The sequence below is a fragment of the Aeribacillus sp. FSL K6-1121 genome (assembly GCF_038003725.1).
Lineage (GTDB): Bacteria > Bacillota > Bacilli > Bacillales > Aeribacillaceae > Aeribacillus > Aeribacillus composti.
The window spans coordinates 2,053,380-2,069,342 of sequence record NZ_JBBOPS010000001.1; the positions used below are offsets into that span (position 1 = coordinate 2,053,380).

The following is a 15,963-nucleotide window of genomic DNA, read 5'->3' on the forward strand; positions in this document are numbered from 1 at the left end:
AATCAAAATTATGTGAGAAAACGCTTTCTAAAAACTGGAACATCATCAAAACAATGTGTACGGAATTTATTATGATTATGAAAACGACTACAGAGGAGATTATTTATTAAGCATTGCAATTGAAGAAAATAATGGGGAAGCTTTTAATTGAAATCCCGAGGAACATGAAAATAAAGTTTTTCAAGTAGATAAAACGGACAAACAAGGCATTTTTAAAACTTGGAGTAAGATTTGGAAGCAAGAAGAAACTGGTTTAAGTAGAGCGTGCTTACACATATGATTTTGAAAAATACGGCCCAAATGGAGAAATTGAAATTCATATAGGCGCTGTCTAATAAGTCGATTTTCCGGCTTATAGACGCCCCTTTAATGTTTTAGAAATGTTGATTCGTTTTCAATGGATTTTGACTTTCTGGACAGCTCCAAACAATGTGAAAAAACGGGAGCTTATTCGAGCGATTTGGATAAAAAGCTCTCACAACAACGGAATCCCAATATACAGGCATAGTCATAAACAACTTTTGGGATAAGCCCTGTTTTAACAACTGCTCCATCTTGAATTTACATCAACAAAATAACCCCCCCTATCCAGAAGCCACATAATATCAAAAAGCTTCTGTATAGGGGGTTTATTACTTAATTCAAAAAGCTTGTATCTACAAGACCTTTAAGATCCGGTTTTTCTTTTAAAAATTTCAAGTCATAAGAAGAGTTAGAAAAGTCTTGAAGAACTTTTTCATCCACTTCGGTTGTATAGCGGACACGTTCCCAAGCGCTGTCGATAATTTCTGGGTCAAGCTCTTGATTTGTTATTTCTTTAATCGATTGAATGGCAATATCGCGTGCTTCCTCTTTGTTTTTATTGATGAAGTCGACTGCTTTTTTGTGGGCTTTGACAATATTTTGAACTAAATCTTTATTTTCTTTAATAAATTTGTTGCTCGTCACTAAAACAGTGTTCGGAAGCGTTGTGCCATAGGCGATATCTTTCGTATCGACAATCACTTTCGCCCCGTCTTTTATTAATAATGAAGCCCAAGGCTCAGGCACAGCGGCTAAATCCACTTTTCCCGATTCAAAGAAAGCTTGATATTGTGCCGGGTTTCCAGTTGTATGCTTTAATGTGCCGCCGATTCTTGATGAAGCAATGTCGTAATCTTGCAAGTACGTTTCAAATTGGACATCGTGAGTGCAGCCGACACCAGGAGTAATGAATGTTTTATTATGAATATCATCTAAGCTTTCGATTCCGCTTTTTTTGCTTGCTACGACGACAGTACCCCCAGATGACGCACCGGCAATAATTTTCACGTCTGCACCATTAGAATAGTTATTCATGACAGGAGCTGGACCGACAAGCCCGGCGTCAATTTCGCCGGTTTTCAACGCTGTCATAAAAGCACCGCCATCCGGAAAAGTTTTATATTCAATCTCTACCTGATCCCCTAGCGCTTCTTCATAGTAGCCCTTTTCCTTCGCAATCATCGCCGGAACATGGTCAATATTTGGGAAATAGCCGATGACTACTTTATTTTTTCCGCTTTTCTCTTTTCCTGATGCCTCATTCCCTCCGCCGGCTCCGCAGGCAGATAAAATCCCAATTAACAACAAGGTGATAAATGATAGCAGCAAACCTTTTCTCTTCATAATCTCAACTTCCTCCTTTATTGTTCAAGCAATCCCCATTTTTTCATCACTTTCTTTTCAATTCTGCTGAAAAAAACTAAATCTACTAAAATTCCAATTAAGGCAATGATAAATATAATGCCCATCACTAACGCCATATCGCCAAAATCTGATGCGAATTTTAACGTATAGCCTAAACCCGGGCCGGTGCTTAACAGTTCGCTACCCATCAGGCCTCTCCACCCAAACGCCCAAGCAAGCCTTGCACCAGTTACTGCATGCGGGATGGCTGCTGGAAAAATCACGTGTGTAAACAGAGAAAATCCGCTGTAATCCATTGTCCTTGCCGCATTTGTATATATTGGAGGAACGCTTTTAATCCCTGTCCGCATATTCAATGTCATCACAAGCGTTCCACCGAGCACGACAATAAAAATGATCGCTTTTTCATTTAAACCGAACCAGATGATGGCTAGAGGCAGCCAAACGATGCTCGGCACGCTTTGCAACGGCAAAATTAAAGAGCCAATGGTATCATCAATTACTTTCGATTTTGCAAAAACGACGCCTAACACTGTTCCAAGAATAAGAGCAATCACAAGCCCGATTGCCAGCCGCTGAAAACTTGCCAGCAAATCATAAACAAGAGTTAGATCAGCAAAACCGTTCCACAATGCCTGAAAAATATCGCTCGGAGCCGGAAAGACGACAGCCTTAATATTTAACAGCTTGACGATTGCTTCCCATATACCCAGTGCGGCTGCATAAAAAATGATTCGTTTAACGACCTGCTGCATAACTTTCTTCCTCTTTCACTACTTTATCAATTTCTGACTTCAACAGCTTTTGAATGCGCTCTTCATATTCAGCAAGCTGCTTTCTAAATTCATCACGTGGTCTCGGAAAAGACACTTCTATTTCATCAATAATTCTCCCAGGCCTTGTACCCATGACGATAATACGGTCCGATAATTTTAACGACTCTTGGATGCTGTGCGTAACAAATAGAATTGTTTTTTTCGTATCGATCCAAATTTTTTCCAACACTTCGTGCAGGCGTGATCTCGTCTGCTCATCCAACGCTCCGAACGGCTCATCCATTAAGAGCACCTCAGGATCCATCGCCAAAGCTCTTGCGATCGATACGCGCTGCTGCATGCCGCCGGAAAGCTCGTGCGGAGAATGCTTGGCATATTGGCTTAATTGAACCATGGCCAAATATTCGTACGCCTTTTTTTTCGCTTCTTCCTTCGGCATTTTTTTCTTCAGCGGAAACATGACATTTTCCTCAACTGTCAGCCATGGAAAAAGGGCTGCCTGTTGGAACACTACTCCCCGGTCGCTTCCAGGTCCCTTTACTTCCTTCCCGTTTACCAGCACTTTTCCCGATGTGGGGGCTGTTAACCCGGCAACAATCGATAATAACGTCGACTTGCCGCAGCCGGAAGGGCCAAGAATGGAAACAAATTCTCCTTTCTGCACAGTCAAATCAATTTGGTCAAGAACCGTTTGGGAGACGCCATGATGTTGAAATGTTTTTGAAATATGCGCAATTTGGACAGACAAAGTAATTCCCCCAGTATATGATCATTCTTACCTATCTTATCGGATTAGTCGTTATCATTATATAAGCATTTTTTATTTTGTCAACCTTTTTATTTGTTGGAGACTTTTCAAAAGAGTGATAAAATAATGAGAAGTCCAGCCTAACTGGTAATTAGTCAATTTTGGAGGAATTGGTATGGCCCAAAAAGTCGCACCTATAAAAGAAGAAACGTTTTTAAGTGAAGAACTGGGGGAAGAAGTTTCTTTGCTCATGTATTTGCCGACTTCCTTTTCTCCATTATCTCATCATCATCTTCTCATTGCTCAAGATGGCGGAGACTATTTTAAACTGGGAAGGATCGCGCGTTTTGTTGAGGAGTTAACGGAGGAGCAAACGATTGAAGATTTGATTGTCGTTGGCATTCCTTATAAAGACATTCAAGATCGAAGAAGAAAATATCATCCCGATGGAAGCCAGTTCAACAGTTATATCCGTTTTTTAGCTCATGAATTAATTCCATTTTTAGAAGAACGTTTTCCGCTTTTGCCAATAGGAAGAGGCCGCGCGCTTATCGGCGATTCTCTGGCTGCAACCGTTTCGCTTATGGCAGCGCTTCATTATCCGCATACATTTGGAAAAGTGATCATGCAATCACCATATGTGGATGGAAAGGTGTTAGAAGCGATCGATGCTTTTTCACAGCCCTCTTTACTATCTATTTATCATCAAATCGGGAAACAGGAAACGGCTGTAAAAACGACTGATGGGAAAATAAAAGATTTTTATACAATCAATCAAAAACTTCATGAACAAATGGTACATAAAGGATTCGAATGCATTTATGAAGAATTTGACGGCGATCACCGCTGGACATATTGGCAGCCGCTGCTAAAAGACATATTAAAAAAAATGTTTGCTATATCATGAAAATTGATTCTTTAAGTTGTTATAATAAAGAATACGAGTAAATATCAAGGAGGCAAAAAAAATGAAGTACGGAATTGTGTTATTTCCTTCAAAAAAGCTGCAAGACATCGCCAACTCATATAGGAAACGTTACGATCCGAATTATGCGCTTGTCCCTCCTCATTTAACATTGAAGGCACCGTTTGAAGCTGACGAAAAAGAAATTGGCGACACTGTGAAAGAACTTAGGAAAATTGCGAAACAGGTTAAGCCTTTTAAACTCTCCGTCTACAAATTCAGTTCATTTGCTCCTGTCAATAACGTTATTTATTTAAAAGTTGAACCAAATCCAGAATTAACAAAATTGCATGAGCTTCTTCATCAAGGAAAATTTAAAGAGGAGCCGGAGTACGCTTTCGTCCCTCACATTACAATCGGACAAAATTTATCGGATGATGAACATTCTGACGTTCTCGGCCGCTTAAAAATGTTAAAAATTCAACACGTGGAAACGATCGACCGATTCCACATTTTATATCAATTAGAAAACGGCTCATGGACTGTTTATGAAACATTCCTGCTTGGGGAAGGACGAGACTGATGAAGGCAGTCAAAGCTATTAATGAAAAACAACGAAATGATGCTTTATATGTAAGAAAAAAAGTATTCGTAGAAGAGCAGAACGTTCCGATAGAAATAGAGACCGACGAATATGAAGCCTTTGCCGAGCATGTCGTGCTTTATGACGATCATCAGCCTGTTGGAGCTGGCAGATTTCGTGTCATTGGCAACACCGGAAAGCTCGAGAGGATCTGTGTTCTGCCACAATACCGCGGAAAAGGAGCGGGAAATATCATTTTGGAAACACTTGAAAAACTCGCGGCCGAAAAAGGATTAAAGAAAATAAAATTGAACGCCCAAGTACAAGTAGAAAATTTTTATAAAAAGCATGGATATCAAACCGTTTCCGATATTTTTATGGATGCGGGCATTCCCCATGTCACGATGGAAAAAACGTTACATCCACATTCATAAATAAAGACAACCAAACGAGGCCGCGGATTGCGGTCTTTCATTTGGAATGGTCAGAAAGCGTGTTAAAGAGGTTAAAAATCTCCCTGTATTACATTCAGATCAATTCGAATGTTTCTCCATTTTCTCCACCGCACGACTTCCCATAGTTTTTTAAAAGAATGTACATGAATTTCGGCAGTTGGGACAACCTAACCATTACCGATCTTAGCAAAGGTGATGGAAATGGAATTTGTAGCAATTGCCACTGAACTGGTCTTCGGTTTCTTTGCCCTTTTTCTATTGACAAAAATACTAGGTAAAACACAAATTACGCAAATCACGACGTTCGATTTTATCTCTGCGCTCGTTTTAGGTGAGCTAGTTGGCAATGCTGTATATGATGTAAAAATGGGCGTTGAAAAAATATTATTTACGGTCGTGATATGGGGAATGCTAATCTATTTATTGGAATTCATCACACAAAAATGGAGAAGAACCCGCGGAATACTGGAAGGAGCTCCGTCAATGGTCATCCACAAAGGAAAAATTATTCGTGATCAGCTGAAAAAAAACAAGCTTGATATGAACCAGCTTCAACATTTACTAAGAGCAAAAGGAGCTTTTTCGATCCGCGAAGTGGAATACGCAGTTCTTGAAACGGACGGCACGATCAGCGTATTGAAAAAATCGGAATTTGATAAGCCGACCCGAAACGATTTAAATATTTTATCTTCGCCAGCTACCATCCCCTACACGATTATTGTTGACGGAGAAGTGGTTAGTGAAAATTTAAAAGAAGCAGGTTTTGATGAAAAATGGCTTCAGCAGCAGCTTCTCGCTTACAGTGTGGAAGACGCGAAAGATGTTTTTTACGCGGAATGGGATCAAAACAACGGATTATTTGTCCAAAAATATTAGCTTGTTTCTAAACATATTCATGAAATCTTTTTTTGCTATATTTGCGCTTATTTGCGAATAAATCTTGCTTTAGCTGGAAATGCCAATATTCTTCATTCATCATAACATTGTTTCGCTGTTTGACTTTCGCATAATCTTCCTTTGGCTGAACAGCTCTGTTGGCATATTCATAAAAGGCAGGAGTCTGAACGGAAAAAATATATCCCATGTTTCTCTCTCCTTTCTTGATTTGCAAAAAATTATTTTCTAAATCGATCTATCATTCATTTTTACCCGTTTTTCTAAAAATTGAAACATCATGTAAAAAACATCAGCGGGAGCACACCCGCTGACGCGCTATTTTTTCTTATTGTCCAACATATTGGCGATGGTGTTAAAATCCATATTTTCTTTTCCGTTTACAATCGCATTGACAATTTTATTTTCTAATTCTCTTGGAACCGGCCGATTCGCCAATTGCGCAACCCGCTTGATCACTTTTCTGACAGTTGCTTCATCATTAAAATTGGAATTTTGCAAAGAATTGGCCAGTTCGAGTACATCTTTCATATTGACGCCGGTTTTTTTCTCAATATTTTTAAAAATATGATCCATTCTGAAATTCGTCCCCTCCTAAGTTGTCGAAATGACCTGTATAACAGGCCTTAATATTTTATGAAAATGAAATGAAAACGTGATGAAGAAAAAGTACAGTCCGCCTTGTAAAAGGCGGACATCCATCCGTGACCAGCACTCACCATTAGTATTGTAAAAGACTTACAGATTAGTATTTAAAACAGGAACAACCAACAATAATCAACAAGATGAATAAAACGACGATTAGCACAAAGCTGTTATTATGAAAACCGCCGCTATAAGGATAGCTGTATCCACCATATCCGCAACCAAAGCTCATTTTTCTGCACCTCCTCCTTTATTCATCACTATACTGTATGAAGCAATTCCTCATTTGGAGTGGACACACAAGATGGGCAAGTGCGGATTTTTTAGGTGGGGTTTCAACCTGTTTTGATTCCCTTTTCATTTTCCTATCAAATTTGTTTTTCAATCCTTTCGATCTCTTTTTCAAATTTTGCCGCCGTTTTTTCAAGGTCTAAAAGCTCCCTGTCTTTTTTCATCATCCAGCTTGAACATTTTTGCTGCACTTTGTCATGTTCTTTGTACATACCTTCGATCCATTTGACGAATTCCTTTTCGAGCTTGTTCATATTTCCCTTTTTAAAACCCTTTTTTCCCACAGCCGCAGCCACCGGAAGTCGTTGAATTGTAAATTTTTATTCCGAATGGATGTATTTTCTTTTTCATCATCTTCTTTTTGATCGCATTTTCTTTCGTCGATGAACTGGAAAAAACTTTTATGTTTTCTTTCAATAGGTTTCTCCCCTTTCCCTCAAAATAAGAACCTTATTCATCGTATGAAGAATAAGGTTGATCTGTGTTCTTTCTAATCGTTTTTGACCACATCGTCCATCATCCAAAAATGAAATTCCTTTTGGTTGTTCTGTTCGTTTTTTTCCTTCACAAAATATTCCTTCCGTTCCTGAGGTTCAACTGTTCCTTGAATGGCTTGCGTTTCCTTTAAAATTCGGAAAAACCAATCTTCCTGTTTTTGTTCGTCCTCCTTTTTTTCATTTTCATCCAGATGATGATTTTTTTCAGCTAATTTTCTTTTTAACACTTCGATTTTTTCTAAAAGCTTTTTTCGTTCCTCCCACTTTAAATTTCGATCATTGCTCTGGCGGTGCTTTTCGATCGTTTCTTTTAGCTTTTCGTTTTCTTTGATTGCTTTTTCAAGCTCCCGCTCTTTTTCCTGCAATAATATTTCCAATTCTATCGATTCTTTTGCCTTTTCTTTATAAAACGCAAGCTCCGCTCTCATCCGTTGCAAAAATTCTTTATTGATTTGCGCCATCTATCTCACCTCTCACTGTAAATGTATGAGCTCAAATAAAAAATGTTGACAGAAGCCTACTAAAAAGATACAAATGGCTTTTTAAATGAATTTTTAAAACGAGGCAAAACCATTCTTTAAATGGAAAGAGAATTTTTTAAAAAATTAAATTTTCCGCTCCTGTCACTGCACATTTAACCAGTTTGCTCATAATATACAGTAGTCCGACACCTAAGAAGGTTTTGGAAATCAGAATGATTAGGAGGTAACAGCATGAGCCATTTGGGACATGATACAGAGAGATTATGTATTCGCGTTCCGAAAGTTTATGACTGGGTGAACCGTCAAATTGATCTTCCTCAGTTAAGCTTTAGAAAATTATCATCCATCGGTTTTAATTTCGATGGAATAGCAGGGACATCGGAAGATCCGTTTTCACTGTTTGAAGATGGGCTTTTAAATGTCAATTGCTACTTATCAGACAGCTTGGGAAATCCTGTTGATCCAAATTCACCAAATTCTATAACGGTGACAGAAATCGTTCAGCCGCAAGGTCGTCAATCAGTAGTCGTTCATTTACCAAAAGGAGGAAAAATTACCCTTCAAAAAGTAAAAGTTCTGATCAGAGGGTATATTGTCGTTGCGATCTCCGATTTGCAAGGTACTGTCACTAGTGTGTCAGATGCTATTCCATTTGCAACGGTTCAAACTTTCTTCCTATGCGCGCCGCCCGGCACAACATTAAACAGCCACGTTTCCTATTTTGAAACTGACGCTAACTTGATTTGGGATAATAAATCATTCAGCCAATTAGACATTTCTATCACGATCTGTCTAGATGTGCAAATGGAAGCCCAAGTGAAGCTTGAGGTAGAAGGAAAATTTTGCAGACCTCGTCGGGAACTTCCTTCATCTCTTACATGCGCAAACCCGCAAATTCCGCCGCAATGTCCGGAAATTTTTCCAAACGACGATTACGCCTTGGAGGAATAAATTAATTGCAAAAGGGGACGCTCTCCCCTTTTTATTTTTCCTCTCATTTTTCCGGGAAAGTGTTAAATGAAGGAAACATACATATGTATAGTAAAACTGCTCTTTCAAAGCTGGCGGTAGCGGCGCTTTGTGAGTTTCCATCCTTTTATAGCAAATTGGGCTGTTTTGAAACGCTTATCAGCCAAATTCCGTACATCACGCTTATTAATGATCTGAGGTTTTATCATTTATACTATTTTCCTGTTAAATCGTTAAATAAAAATTCTTCTGTTTGGAGGAAATGGCAACAAACTGTTTTCCACTTATATTTTTTTATTTGTCCGAGGAGGAGATTCAATGAACAAAATAAAACGGAACAAACAGGATTATTTACAGCTTCAGCAGCAGCTTATCCACTATAAATCCGAAATTTCGAAATACAAAAATGAATTGGCAAGCATGCAAAATAAGCTGCTGCAGGAACAGGAAAAAACGGAATATTACAAAGCAGTCATCCGAACCAGCGAGCAATATCGCATCGCAAAAGAACAATTTGAACATGAAATCCTTTCCGTTCAATCCCAATTAAAAGAAGCTGAGAAACATGTTGAAAAGATCAGCAATCAGCTTTCCATTGTTGAAGAGGAGCGAAACGACCTATTAAAACTGCTGAAAGCAGCTGTCACTGGTTTATTAAAGGAAAAGCAAGCCGCTGACAAAAAGATTCAAGACCTTTTGTTTGAAATAAAGGAAAAAGAACGATTGATCACCGAATCGAAAAAAGAGCAGCTTCAAATCGATTTATTAACTGCTGAACGAAATGAACTTTTAGATGTCTCTCAATTTTTATTCCAATCACTTTACGAAAAAAATGTCCAACGACAAGAGAATGAATCTGTCCAAAATGAAAAAAACGCCTCCATAAACGATCCGATTCGCGCTCAATTTTCGTATTCGATTGTTCTTCCTCGTGAAAGCGATGATCCGGTAACGATTCTTGGCAATGCCTTGATGGAAAACATCACAGAACAACCTTTGCATTATCCTGTATTATGCATTCACATTCATCCCCATCAGCACGTTCAATTCAGCGGAAAAATCATTACAACCAAAAATCAAAACGAAAATGATTTCAACTATAATACTCATTCTTCCTTGGAATGGGAGTATTTGCACCCGGAATGGCGAAAGCAAATTCAAGAAAAAGGGGAATACTGGCTGAAACCTAGTGAAAAATTATCGATCGAACCAAATGAAAAAATCTCTTTTGAAGGCTTTCACATTACTTTCCCATTCGATGTCTTCGATGAAGCGCTGGTGATTGAAGGGTTTGTATATTGCCAGGAGAAGAAAGAAGGCATTCCGTTTGAAAACAAAATTATTATCAATTAACAGACGGTCAAAAAATGAAAGTTCTTTATATTCCTTTCGGTTATAAAAGAACTTTCATTTTTTGACCGTTTCTTTTTTCACGACTTTAACAATCTGTCCTTTCCACACAATCATTCGAAATTGGCTGCTTACCTTTCAGCGATAGGCGGCAAAATTCATTACAGGGTGCTAGTCAGAATAAGAACTTTGCCGCCAGAAAAACTTTTTGACGCTGAAACTTCTCGTAAAGAAATGCAGCCGCCATGTCAGTCTCATAAATCAATGAAATTGAGATGAACGGATCGAATTCGTAAAAAATTCAGGTTTTCTTACACTTTTTCCGTTTTTTTGAATCGTCTATTGCTAAAGCTTCGACTTAAGGGACATGCTCCACAGTGGTGTTTGAAATCAGCAAGAAATTATTAAAGCTTCCGGCTTTAAATGTTTATTCATTTCGTTCATAAATGGGGTCAAATTGCTCCTTTTCGTTCCTGACAAAACGGCAACTTTCATCCCCTTTCCCTTTCTTAACACGCAGTTCCGAGAGTGAGCCGATTCCGCTTGAGGGGCATTTTAAGCTGTAAAGGTTCATAGGTTCTATATCGTCCTGTCGTTTCTGGCCAAAATGAACCCCTTTTATTTCCTTACACCCAATTCCGAGAGTGAGCGATTCCGCTTGAAGATCATTTTAAGCTATAAAGGTTCATAGGTTCTATATCGTCCTGTTCGTTTCTGACCAAAATGAACCCCTTTTATTTCCTTACACCTAATTCCCAGAGTGAGCCTATTCCGCCTGAGGGGCATTTTAAGCTGTAAATTGTTCATGGTTCAATATTCGTTCCTGACGAAATGAACGCTTTTCATGTCTTTAACAAACCATTCCCTTAGTTTATTCAATTCGTGCTTGAGGGACATTGTAAATGGCGACAATCAATCAAGTAAATGTTCAATAATTCCTGCCAAGCCTGAGATCGCTAAAATAACTGTAATCGGATAGAAAATGATGTTTATATATTCATTTCCAAAAAATAAAATGGCGGCACACCATATTCCTGTGCACCAATAGCAGCTTAAAAGCTCACCGATCCACAATCGAAGCCCTTTTCCTTTCGGTCTGAAAAAAGAAACGGTTTCACCTGTCTCCGCTTTTTCCTCCACAATTGTTATAAATGGAGCGCGCAAAAAAGAAGCGATTTTATCAAACACTATAATTCTCGTTAATCGAAAAGTTGCCAATGCAATGAGAGCAAATGAAAACCAATGCCATTCCATCGGAATCAATACTCCTTTCGTTCCCCAACATAGTGAGAAGACTTGTATCGTTCAAATAAAAAACCCGGCATAACCGAGTTCTCCATTTTAATTCCCTAACACTTTTATGTCTAAAATACTTTTCGATTTTATTTTCAAAGGTTCATTTTGATCAAATGTACGGATTTGAACGACATCGTTTTCCTTTGACAAAATAATTCCTTTGTATGTTTTCTCTACTGTTTTAATTTCACATACGTTTTTATACACATGCTCCGGAAGACTTGAAAAGAAATCGATCTTTTCATGAACCGTCATATTTGCCAATTCTCTTCTTCTTTTATAAATCTCTTCTTTCGTCCATGTACTCTTTACCGCTTGCTTAGAATTATTTGCAATTTTTTTTAATAACGTCGACTGCATGGTCACTTCAGGTTTTTTTATATTCGGCTGGACAATATACATCAAAGGTTCTAATTTTTCTTTTTTAATCAAGTTTGATCGCCACCCTCTAATATGATTTCTCTCATTATTTTATGACACGATAGAATGAAATCATGACGGAAATCTAACTTTTTCTTATGACAAAAGAGCATTTGAAAATCGCTGCACATTGAGACAAAAAGTCGTAACAGAACATCAACAATAAATCCAAGCTTCACGGCTTGAAATAGTGGCACCTTGAAGCTGACAGCAAAATTTCATTTTATCCTGCCATAAAAAAAGATTAATCTTGTGCGAGTAACGCACACAGATTAATCTTTTTCAGCTAACTTAATAACCTAAAATATGAAAACCTGAATCAACATGAATCGTTTCCCCTGTAATGCCGCGGGAAAGATCGCTGAACAGGAACAACGCAGTGTCTCCAACTTCTTCTTGTGTTGTGGTTCGGCGCAGCGGAGCACGTTCTTCTATTTCCTTCAGAATTGAATTAAAATCACTGATACCTTTTGCCGAAAGCGTACGAATCGGACCAGCGGAAATGGCATTGACGCGAATATTTTCTTTACCTAGATCGTTCGCCAAATATTTCACGCTAGCATCCAATGACGCTTTCGCAACTCCCATTACGTTGTAGTTTTGAACGACTCGCTCACCGCCCAAGTAAGTTAATGTAACAATGCTTCCGCCTTCTGTCATCAAAGGACGGGCTGTTTTCGCAACCGCCGTTAAAGAATAAGAACTGATGTTGTGGGCCAACAGGAAGCCGTCTCTTGTTGTGTTCAAATATTCACCGCTCAGCTCTTCCTTATTCGCAAAGGCGATACAATGAGCGATACCGTGAATCACACCAACCTCGCTTTTAATTTTTTCAAAACACTGCTCGATTTCTTCATCCTTTGTTACATCACAAGGCAGCACGAGATAATCTTCCCGTCCTAACGAATCTACAAGCTCTCGAACCGATTTCTCCATTCTTTCGCCCACATATGTAAAGATCAATCTTGCTCCTGCTTCATGCAAAGAGCGGGCAATTCCCCAAGCAATGCTTCGCTTGTTTGCAACACCCATGACCACAATGTTTCGGCCTTCCAAATTCAATTTCATGGAAAATCCTCCTAAACATTATTACAAGTTATTAATACCTGATCATAATTATAAAGGACAAAAGAGAAAAAAGCCAGAACATATATGTCCGGCTTATGTTATTTCGAAGCAGCTAAATTTCTTTTATATGCCCAATGATTGGTAGGACCGTGGCCGCCTCCAATGCCTAGCGCATTTTCTACAGCAAGATGGATGAACTCTTTTGCGGTTTTTACGGCTTCGATAACGTCTTTACCTTTGGCGAGCTCAGCTGTCAGCGCAGCAGAAAAAGTGCAGCCTGTTCCGTGCGTATGCTTTGTGTTTACATAGTTGCCTTTAAATTCATAAAAATCATGCCCGTCAAACAACAAATCAATGATTTCGCTGCCCGACGGCTGATGTCCTCCCTTTATGATCACATGCTTTGCTCCCATTTGGCAAATTTTTTTCGCAGCTTCTTTCCGATCATCAAACGATTTTATCTCGATGCCCGTGATCGCTTCCGCTTCCGGGATGTTCGGCGTCACAATAAACGAAAGCGGAATTAAGTCGTTGATGAGCGCGTTGATGGCAGACTCTTCAAGTAATGGATGTCCGCCTTTGGCAATCATTACTGGATCAACGACAATTTTTTCCCATCCATGCTTTTGAACTTTATTTGAGACGATTTGGATGATTTCTTGATTAAAAAGCATTCCTGTTTTGACCGCATCTGGCGATAAATCTTCAGCAATTGCATCAAGCTGACTGATCACCCCTTCAATCGGAACAGGGTAGACGCCATGAACACCTAATGTGTTTTGAGACGTAACGGCCGTGATCACGCTCATTCCGTATACATCCAACTCCTGAAAAGTTTTCAAATCTGCCTGAATTCCCGCGCCTCCTCCTGAATCGGACCCGGCAATCGTCAACGCTTTTCCAATGGTCATAAACACACCTCCATTTAAGCTCCGAAGTAACGTTGATAAATAGCTTTTGCTTTCTCTTCTTCCTTAGTGCCGTGAATTAATGCTCTTCCGTCTTGAAAAAGCACAACGCGGAAATCATCCTCCTGAAAGGAAATTAAATAAGCATTTCCTTTTAAGTCTTTCACGATCGGGCGCAAACGATTGATAATTTCTGATAGCGAAATCTTCTGTTTTTGCTGCGGACGTATTTGTACGGTATTCCTTCCGCACAAAACCGCTGTTTTTAATCCATTTTCAACCGACAAATATGGATATGTCGGGTGATGTCCGCACGATGGGCAGTCGGCCTTTTTTAATTTTGTCATGTCCACTGCAGAATGCTCCCTTGTCCAAACATCAAATGAAACTAACTGCTTGGACACCTCTCCGCTGACTAAATATTTCAGTGCCTCTGCTGTTTGATAAGAGGCGACGATTTGCACCGCCGGGCTGATCACGCCAACTGTATCGCACGTCATTCCGTCAGACGGAATCGCTTGGAGCATACAATGGAGGCATGGTGTTTGTTTCGGAACGATGGAAACGGTCATTCCATAACTTCTCACTACTGCCCCATAGATCCAAGGTATTTCGTGCTTCATCGCTAAATCATTGATGAAAAATCTCGTTTCAAAATTGTCAGTCCCATCGATGATAAGGTCGACATCCTTTACATGTTCAATAAAATCAATTGAGAAATCGCCCACAATCGCTTCAATCGAAATGTTCGAATTGATTTCCTGCAAATGTTTTTTGGCAGCAACCGCTTTTGGCAGCTTTTGTTTCGCATCCTCTTCCGTATACAGCTGTTGACGCCCGAGATTGCTCCAATCGACATAATCACGGTCAATGATGGTTATTTTACCGATTCCAGCACGGGCTAACATTTCAGCGCTTGCACAGCCGAGTGCTCCAGCTCCAACAATGAGCACATGGCTTTTCAGCAATTTTTTTTGTCCCTCTTCTCCAATAGGAGAAAACAAGATTTGGCGAGAATATCGTTCCATTATGTCGTTAACATTCCTTCCGTTGGACTGCTTGCTTGCGCATACCGTTTTTTCGGAATGCGTCCTGCTTCATATCCAAGTCTGCCTGCTTCAATCGCCAGCTTCATTGCCTTCGCCATTTTCACAGGATCTTTTGCACCGGAAACAGCTGTATTTAATAAGATTCCATCTGCTCCCATCTCCATGGCGAGTGCGCAATCTGCCGGCGAACCGATTCCGGCATCAACAATGACTGGAATATTTGCTTGCTCAATAATAAATGATAAATTGAGAGGATTGACAATTCCTTGGCCTGATCCGATCGGAGATGCTCCCGGCATGATGGCATGAACCCCTAATTCTTCAAGCTTCTTCGCCAGAACAACATCGTCTGAAGTGTATGGAAGAACAATAAACCCTTCTTCCAATAACATCTCTGATGCCTTCAATGTTTCAATCGGATCAGGGAGAAGCGTTTTATCATCTCCAATTACTTCCACCTTAATCATATCACATAATCCTGATGCCTTCGCAAGCTTGGCGATTCTGACTGCTTCCTCAGCAGTTTTTGCCCCAGCCGTGTTCGGCAGAAGCGTATATTTCGATAAATCCAACATCTCCAAAAAATTTGGCTGTGAAGGCTCGTAAATATTCATTCTTCTGACGGCAAATGTCAAAATTTCAGCACCTGAGGCTTCCACCGCTTCTTTTTGTATCTCAAAAGACGGATATTTTCCAGTTCCTAACATTAATCTCGACTGAAATGTTTTATCACCTATTTTTAACATGAATCATCATCCCCCTCCAACAAAATGGACAATTTCAATTTGATCACCATCATTTAATGTCTGGATACTGTATTGTTCTTTTGAAACAATTTCACCATTTCGTTCAACGACAACAATTCTTTCCTGCAATTGAAAAAAGTTCAGCAAATCTTCTATGTTCCGAACACTATTCTCCACTTCCATCTGCTGGCCGTTAATGCGAAGTTTCACTGTT

The 15,963-nt window shown here is 39.4% G+C and carries 22 protein-coding genes; 6 read left to right on the forward strand and 16 right to left on the reverse strand.

The window, feature by feature from the left end; translation table 11 throughout:
* Positions 1 to 636 precede the first annotated feature (636 nt).
* From NSQ61_RS09975 to NSQ61_RS09985, 3 genes are read right to left on the reverse strand one after another with little or no spacing between them, the layout of a single operon-like run.
* Positions 637 to 1,647 (reverse strand): aliphatic sulfonate ABC transporter substrate-binding protein, encoded by a 1,011-nt coding sequence (locus tag NSQ61_RS09975; RefSeq protein WP_063387525.1) that lies wholly within the window; start codon positions 1,645 to 1,647, stop codon positions 637 to 639.
* Between the two features lie 17 nt (positions 1,648 to 1,664).
* Positions 1,665 to 2,423 (reverse strand): ABC transporter permease, encoded by a 759-nt coding sequence (locus NSQ61_RS09980; RefSeq protein WP_094245366.1) that lies wholly within the window; start codon positions 2,421 to 2,423, stop codon positions 1,665 to 1,667.
* Positions 2,407 to 3,192: an ABC transporter ATP-binding protein gene (locus tag NSQ61_RS09985; protein WP_063387523.1), complete on the reverse strand. Its 786-nt coding sequence runs from the start codon at positions 3,190 to 3,192 to the stop codon at positions 2,407 to 2,409. The genes NSQ61_RS09980 and NSQ61_RS09985 overlap by 17 nt, the downstream gene beginning before the upstream one ends.
* Before the next feature lie 175 nt (positions 3,193 to 3,367).
* On the opposite strand from NSQ61_RS09985, the gene NSQ61_RS09990 reads away from it, so the two are divergent.
* The 4 genes from NSQ61_RS09990 to NSQ61_RS10005 all read left to right on the forward strand — a co-directional run bounded on the left by NSQ61_RS09990 (position 3,368) and on the right by NSQ61_RS10005 (position 6,010).
* A complete protein-coding gene (locus NSQ61_RS09990) occupies positions 3,368 to 4,099 on the forward strand; it encodes an alpha/beta hydrolase (RefSeq protein ID WP_340806877.1) in 732 nt (243 codons plus the stop codon).
* Between the two features lie 61 nt (positions 4,100 to 4,160).
* Entirely contained in the window at positions 4,161 to 4,679 is a 519-nt protein-coding gene (locus tag NSQ61_RS09995) for a YjcG family protein (RefSeq protein ID WP_063387521.1), read from the forward strand.
* On the forward strand, positions 4,679 to 5,113 hold the full coding sequence (locus tag NSQ61_RS10000) for a GNAT family N-acetyltransferase (RefSeq protein WP_144596591.1): 435 nt from the start codon (positions 4,679 to 4,681) through the stop codon (positions 5,111 to 5,113). The genes NSQ61_RS09995 and NSQ61_RS10000 overlap by 1 nt, the downstream gene beginning before the upstream one ends.
* Before the next feature lie 222 nt (positions 5,114 to 5,335).
* On the forward strand, positions 5,336 to 6,010 hold the full coding sequence (locus tag NSQ61_RS10005) for a DUF421 domain-containing protein (protein WP_063387519.1): 675 nt from the start codon (positions 5,336 to 5,338) through the stop codon (positions 6,008 to 6,010).
* 7 nt (positions 6,011 to 6,017) lie between these two features.
* On the opposite strand, the gene NSQ61_RS10010 is transcribed toward NSQ61_RS10005, so the two are convergent.
* The 6 genes from NSQ61_RS10010 to NSQ61_RS10035 all read right to left on the reverse strand — a co-directional run bounded on the left by NSQ61_RS10010 (position 6,018) and on the right by NSQ61_RS10035 (position 7,922).
* Positions 6,018 to 6,218, reverse strand: coding sequence for a hypothetical protein (locus NSQ61_RS10010; protein ID WP_063387518.1), 201 nt, complete (start codon positions 6,216 to 6,218; stop codon positions 6,018 to 6,020).
* A 128-nt stretch (positions 6,219 to 6,346) separates the two neighbouring features.
* Positions 6,347 to 6,604, reverse strand: a complete 258-nt coding sequence (locus NSQ61_RS10015; protein WP_063387517.1) for a stage VI sporulation protein F — start codon at positions 6,602 to 6,604, stop codon at positions 6,347 to 6,349.
* A gap of 169 nt (positions 6,605 to 6,773) precedes the next feature.
* A complete protein-coding gene (locus tag NSQ61_RS10020) occupies positions 6,774 to 6,905 on the reverse strand; it encodes a YjcZ family sporulation protein (protein ID WP_063387516.1) in 132 nt (43 codons plus the stop codon).
* 136 nt (positions 6,906 to 7,041) lie between these two features.
* Complete coding sequence (locus tag NSQ61_RS10025) at positions 7,042 to 7,248, reverse strand: hypothetical protein (protein ID WP_339229405.1); 207 nt, start codon at positions 7,246 to 7,248, stop codon at positions 7,042 to 7,044.
* Positions 7,229 to 7,381 (reverse strand): hypothetical protein, encoded by a 153-nt coding sequence (locus tag NSQ61_RS10030; RefSeq protein ID WP_161939805.1) that lies wholly within the window; start codon positions 7,379 to 7,381, stop codon positions 7,229 to 7,231. The genes NSQ61_RS10025 and NSQ61_RS10030 overlap by 20 nt, the downstream gene beginning before the upstream one ends.
* A gap of 73 nt (positions 7,382 to 7,454) precedes the next feature.
* Positions 7,455 to 7,922 carry a hypothetical protein gene (locus NSQ61_RS10035; RefSeq protein ID WP_063387514.1) on the reverse strand — a complete coding sequence of 156 codons (468 nt, stop codon included), beginning with the start codon at positions 7,920 to 7,922 and terminating at the stop codon, positions 7,455 to 7,457.
* Between the two features lie 252 nt (positions 7,923 to 8,174).
* Between NSQ61_RS10035 and NSQ61_RS10040 the strand changes: the two genes are divergently transcribed.
* Both NSQ61_RS10040 and NSQ61_RS10045 read left to right on the forward strand, forming a co-directional pair.
* The gene (locus tag NSQ61_RS10040) at positions 8,175 to 8,894 is read left to right on the forward strand and encodes a hypothetical protein (RefSeq protein WP_063387513.1); all 720 of its coding nucleotides are present in this window, start codon (positions 8,175 to 8,177) and stop codon (positions 8,892 to 8,894) included.
* Positions 8,895 to 9,230: 336 nt separating this feature from the next.
* On the forward strand, positions 9,231 to 10,265 hold the full coding sequence (locus NSQ61_RS10045; protein WP_327856668.1) for a hypothetical protein: 1,035 nt from the start codon (positions 9,231 to 9,233) through the stop codon (positions 10,263 to 10,265).
* 909 nt (positions 10,266 to 11,174) lie between these two features.
* Here the strand turns inward: NSQ61_RS10045 and NSQ61_RS10050 are convergent.
* The 7 genes from NSQ61_RS10050 to thiS all read right to left on the reverse strand — a co-directional run bounded on the left by NSQ61_RS10050 (position 11,175) and on the right by thiS (position 15,959).
* Positions 11,175 to 11,516, reverse strand: coding sequence for a DUF1360 domain-containing protein (locus tag NSQ61_RS10050; protein ID WP_340806879.1), 342 nt, complete (start codon positions 11,514 to 11,516; stop codon positions 11,175 to 11,177).
* 87 nt (positions 11,517 to 11,603) lie between these two features.
* On the reverse strand, positions 11,604 to 11,990 hold the full coding sequence (locus tag NSQ61_RS10055; RefSeq protein WP_063387508.1) for a CotO family spore coat protein: 387 nt from the start codon (positions 11,988 to 11,990) through the stop codon (positions 11,604 to 11,606).
* 279 nt (positions 11,991 to 12,269) lie between these two features.
* Positions 12,270 to 13,046: an enoyl-ACP reductase FabI gene (gene fabI, locus NSQ61_RS10060; protein WP_063387507.1), complete on the reverse strand. Its 777-nt coding sequence runs from the start codon at positions 13,044 to 13,046 to the stop codon at positions 12,270 to 12,272.
* A gap of 98 nt (positions 13,047 to 13,144) precedes the next feature.
* Complete coding sequence (gene thiD / locus NSQ61_RS10065) at positions 13,145 to 13,957, reverse strand: bifunctional hydroxymethylpyrimidine kinase/phosphomethylpyrimidine kinase (protein WP_063387506.1); 813 nt, start codon at positions 13,955 to 13,957, stop codon at positions 13,145 to 13,147.
* Between the two features lie 14 nt (positions 13,958 to 13,971).
* Positions 13,972 to 14,985: a ThiF family adenylyltransferase gene (locus NSQ61_RS10070; protein ID WP_340808099.1), complete on the reverse strand. Its 1,014-nt coding sequence runs from the start codon at positions 14,983 to 14,985 to the stop codon at positions 13,972 to 13,974.
* Positions 14,982 to 15,749, reverse strand: coding sequence for a thiazole synthase (locus NSQ61_RS10075; protein ID WP_063387504.1), 768 nt, complete (start codon positions 15,747 to 15,749; stop codon positions 14,982 to 14,984). Before NSQ61_RS10075 ends, NSQ61_RS10070 begins: the two co-directional genes overlap by 4 nt.
* A gap of 6 nt (positions 15,750 to 15,755) precedes the next feature.
* Positions 15,756 to 15,959: a sulfur carrier protein ThiS gene (thiS, locus tag NSQ61_RS10080; RefSeq protein ID WP_063387503.1), complete on the reverse strand. Its 204-nt coding sequence runs from the start codon at positions 15,957 to 15,959 to the stop codon at positions 15,756 to 15,758.
* Positions 15,960 to 15,963 lie beyond the last annotated feature (4 nt).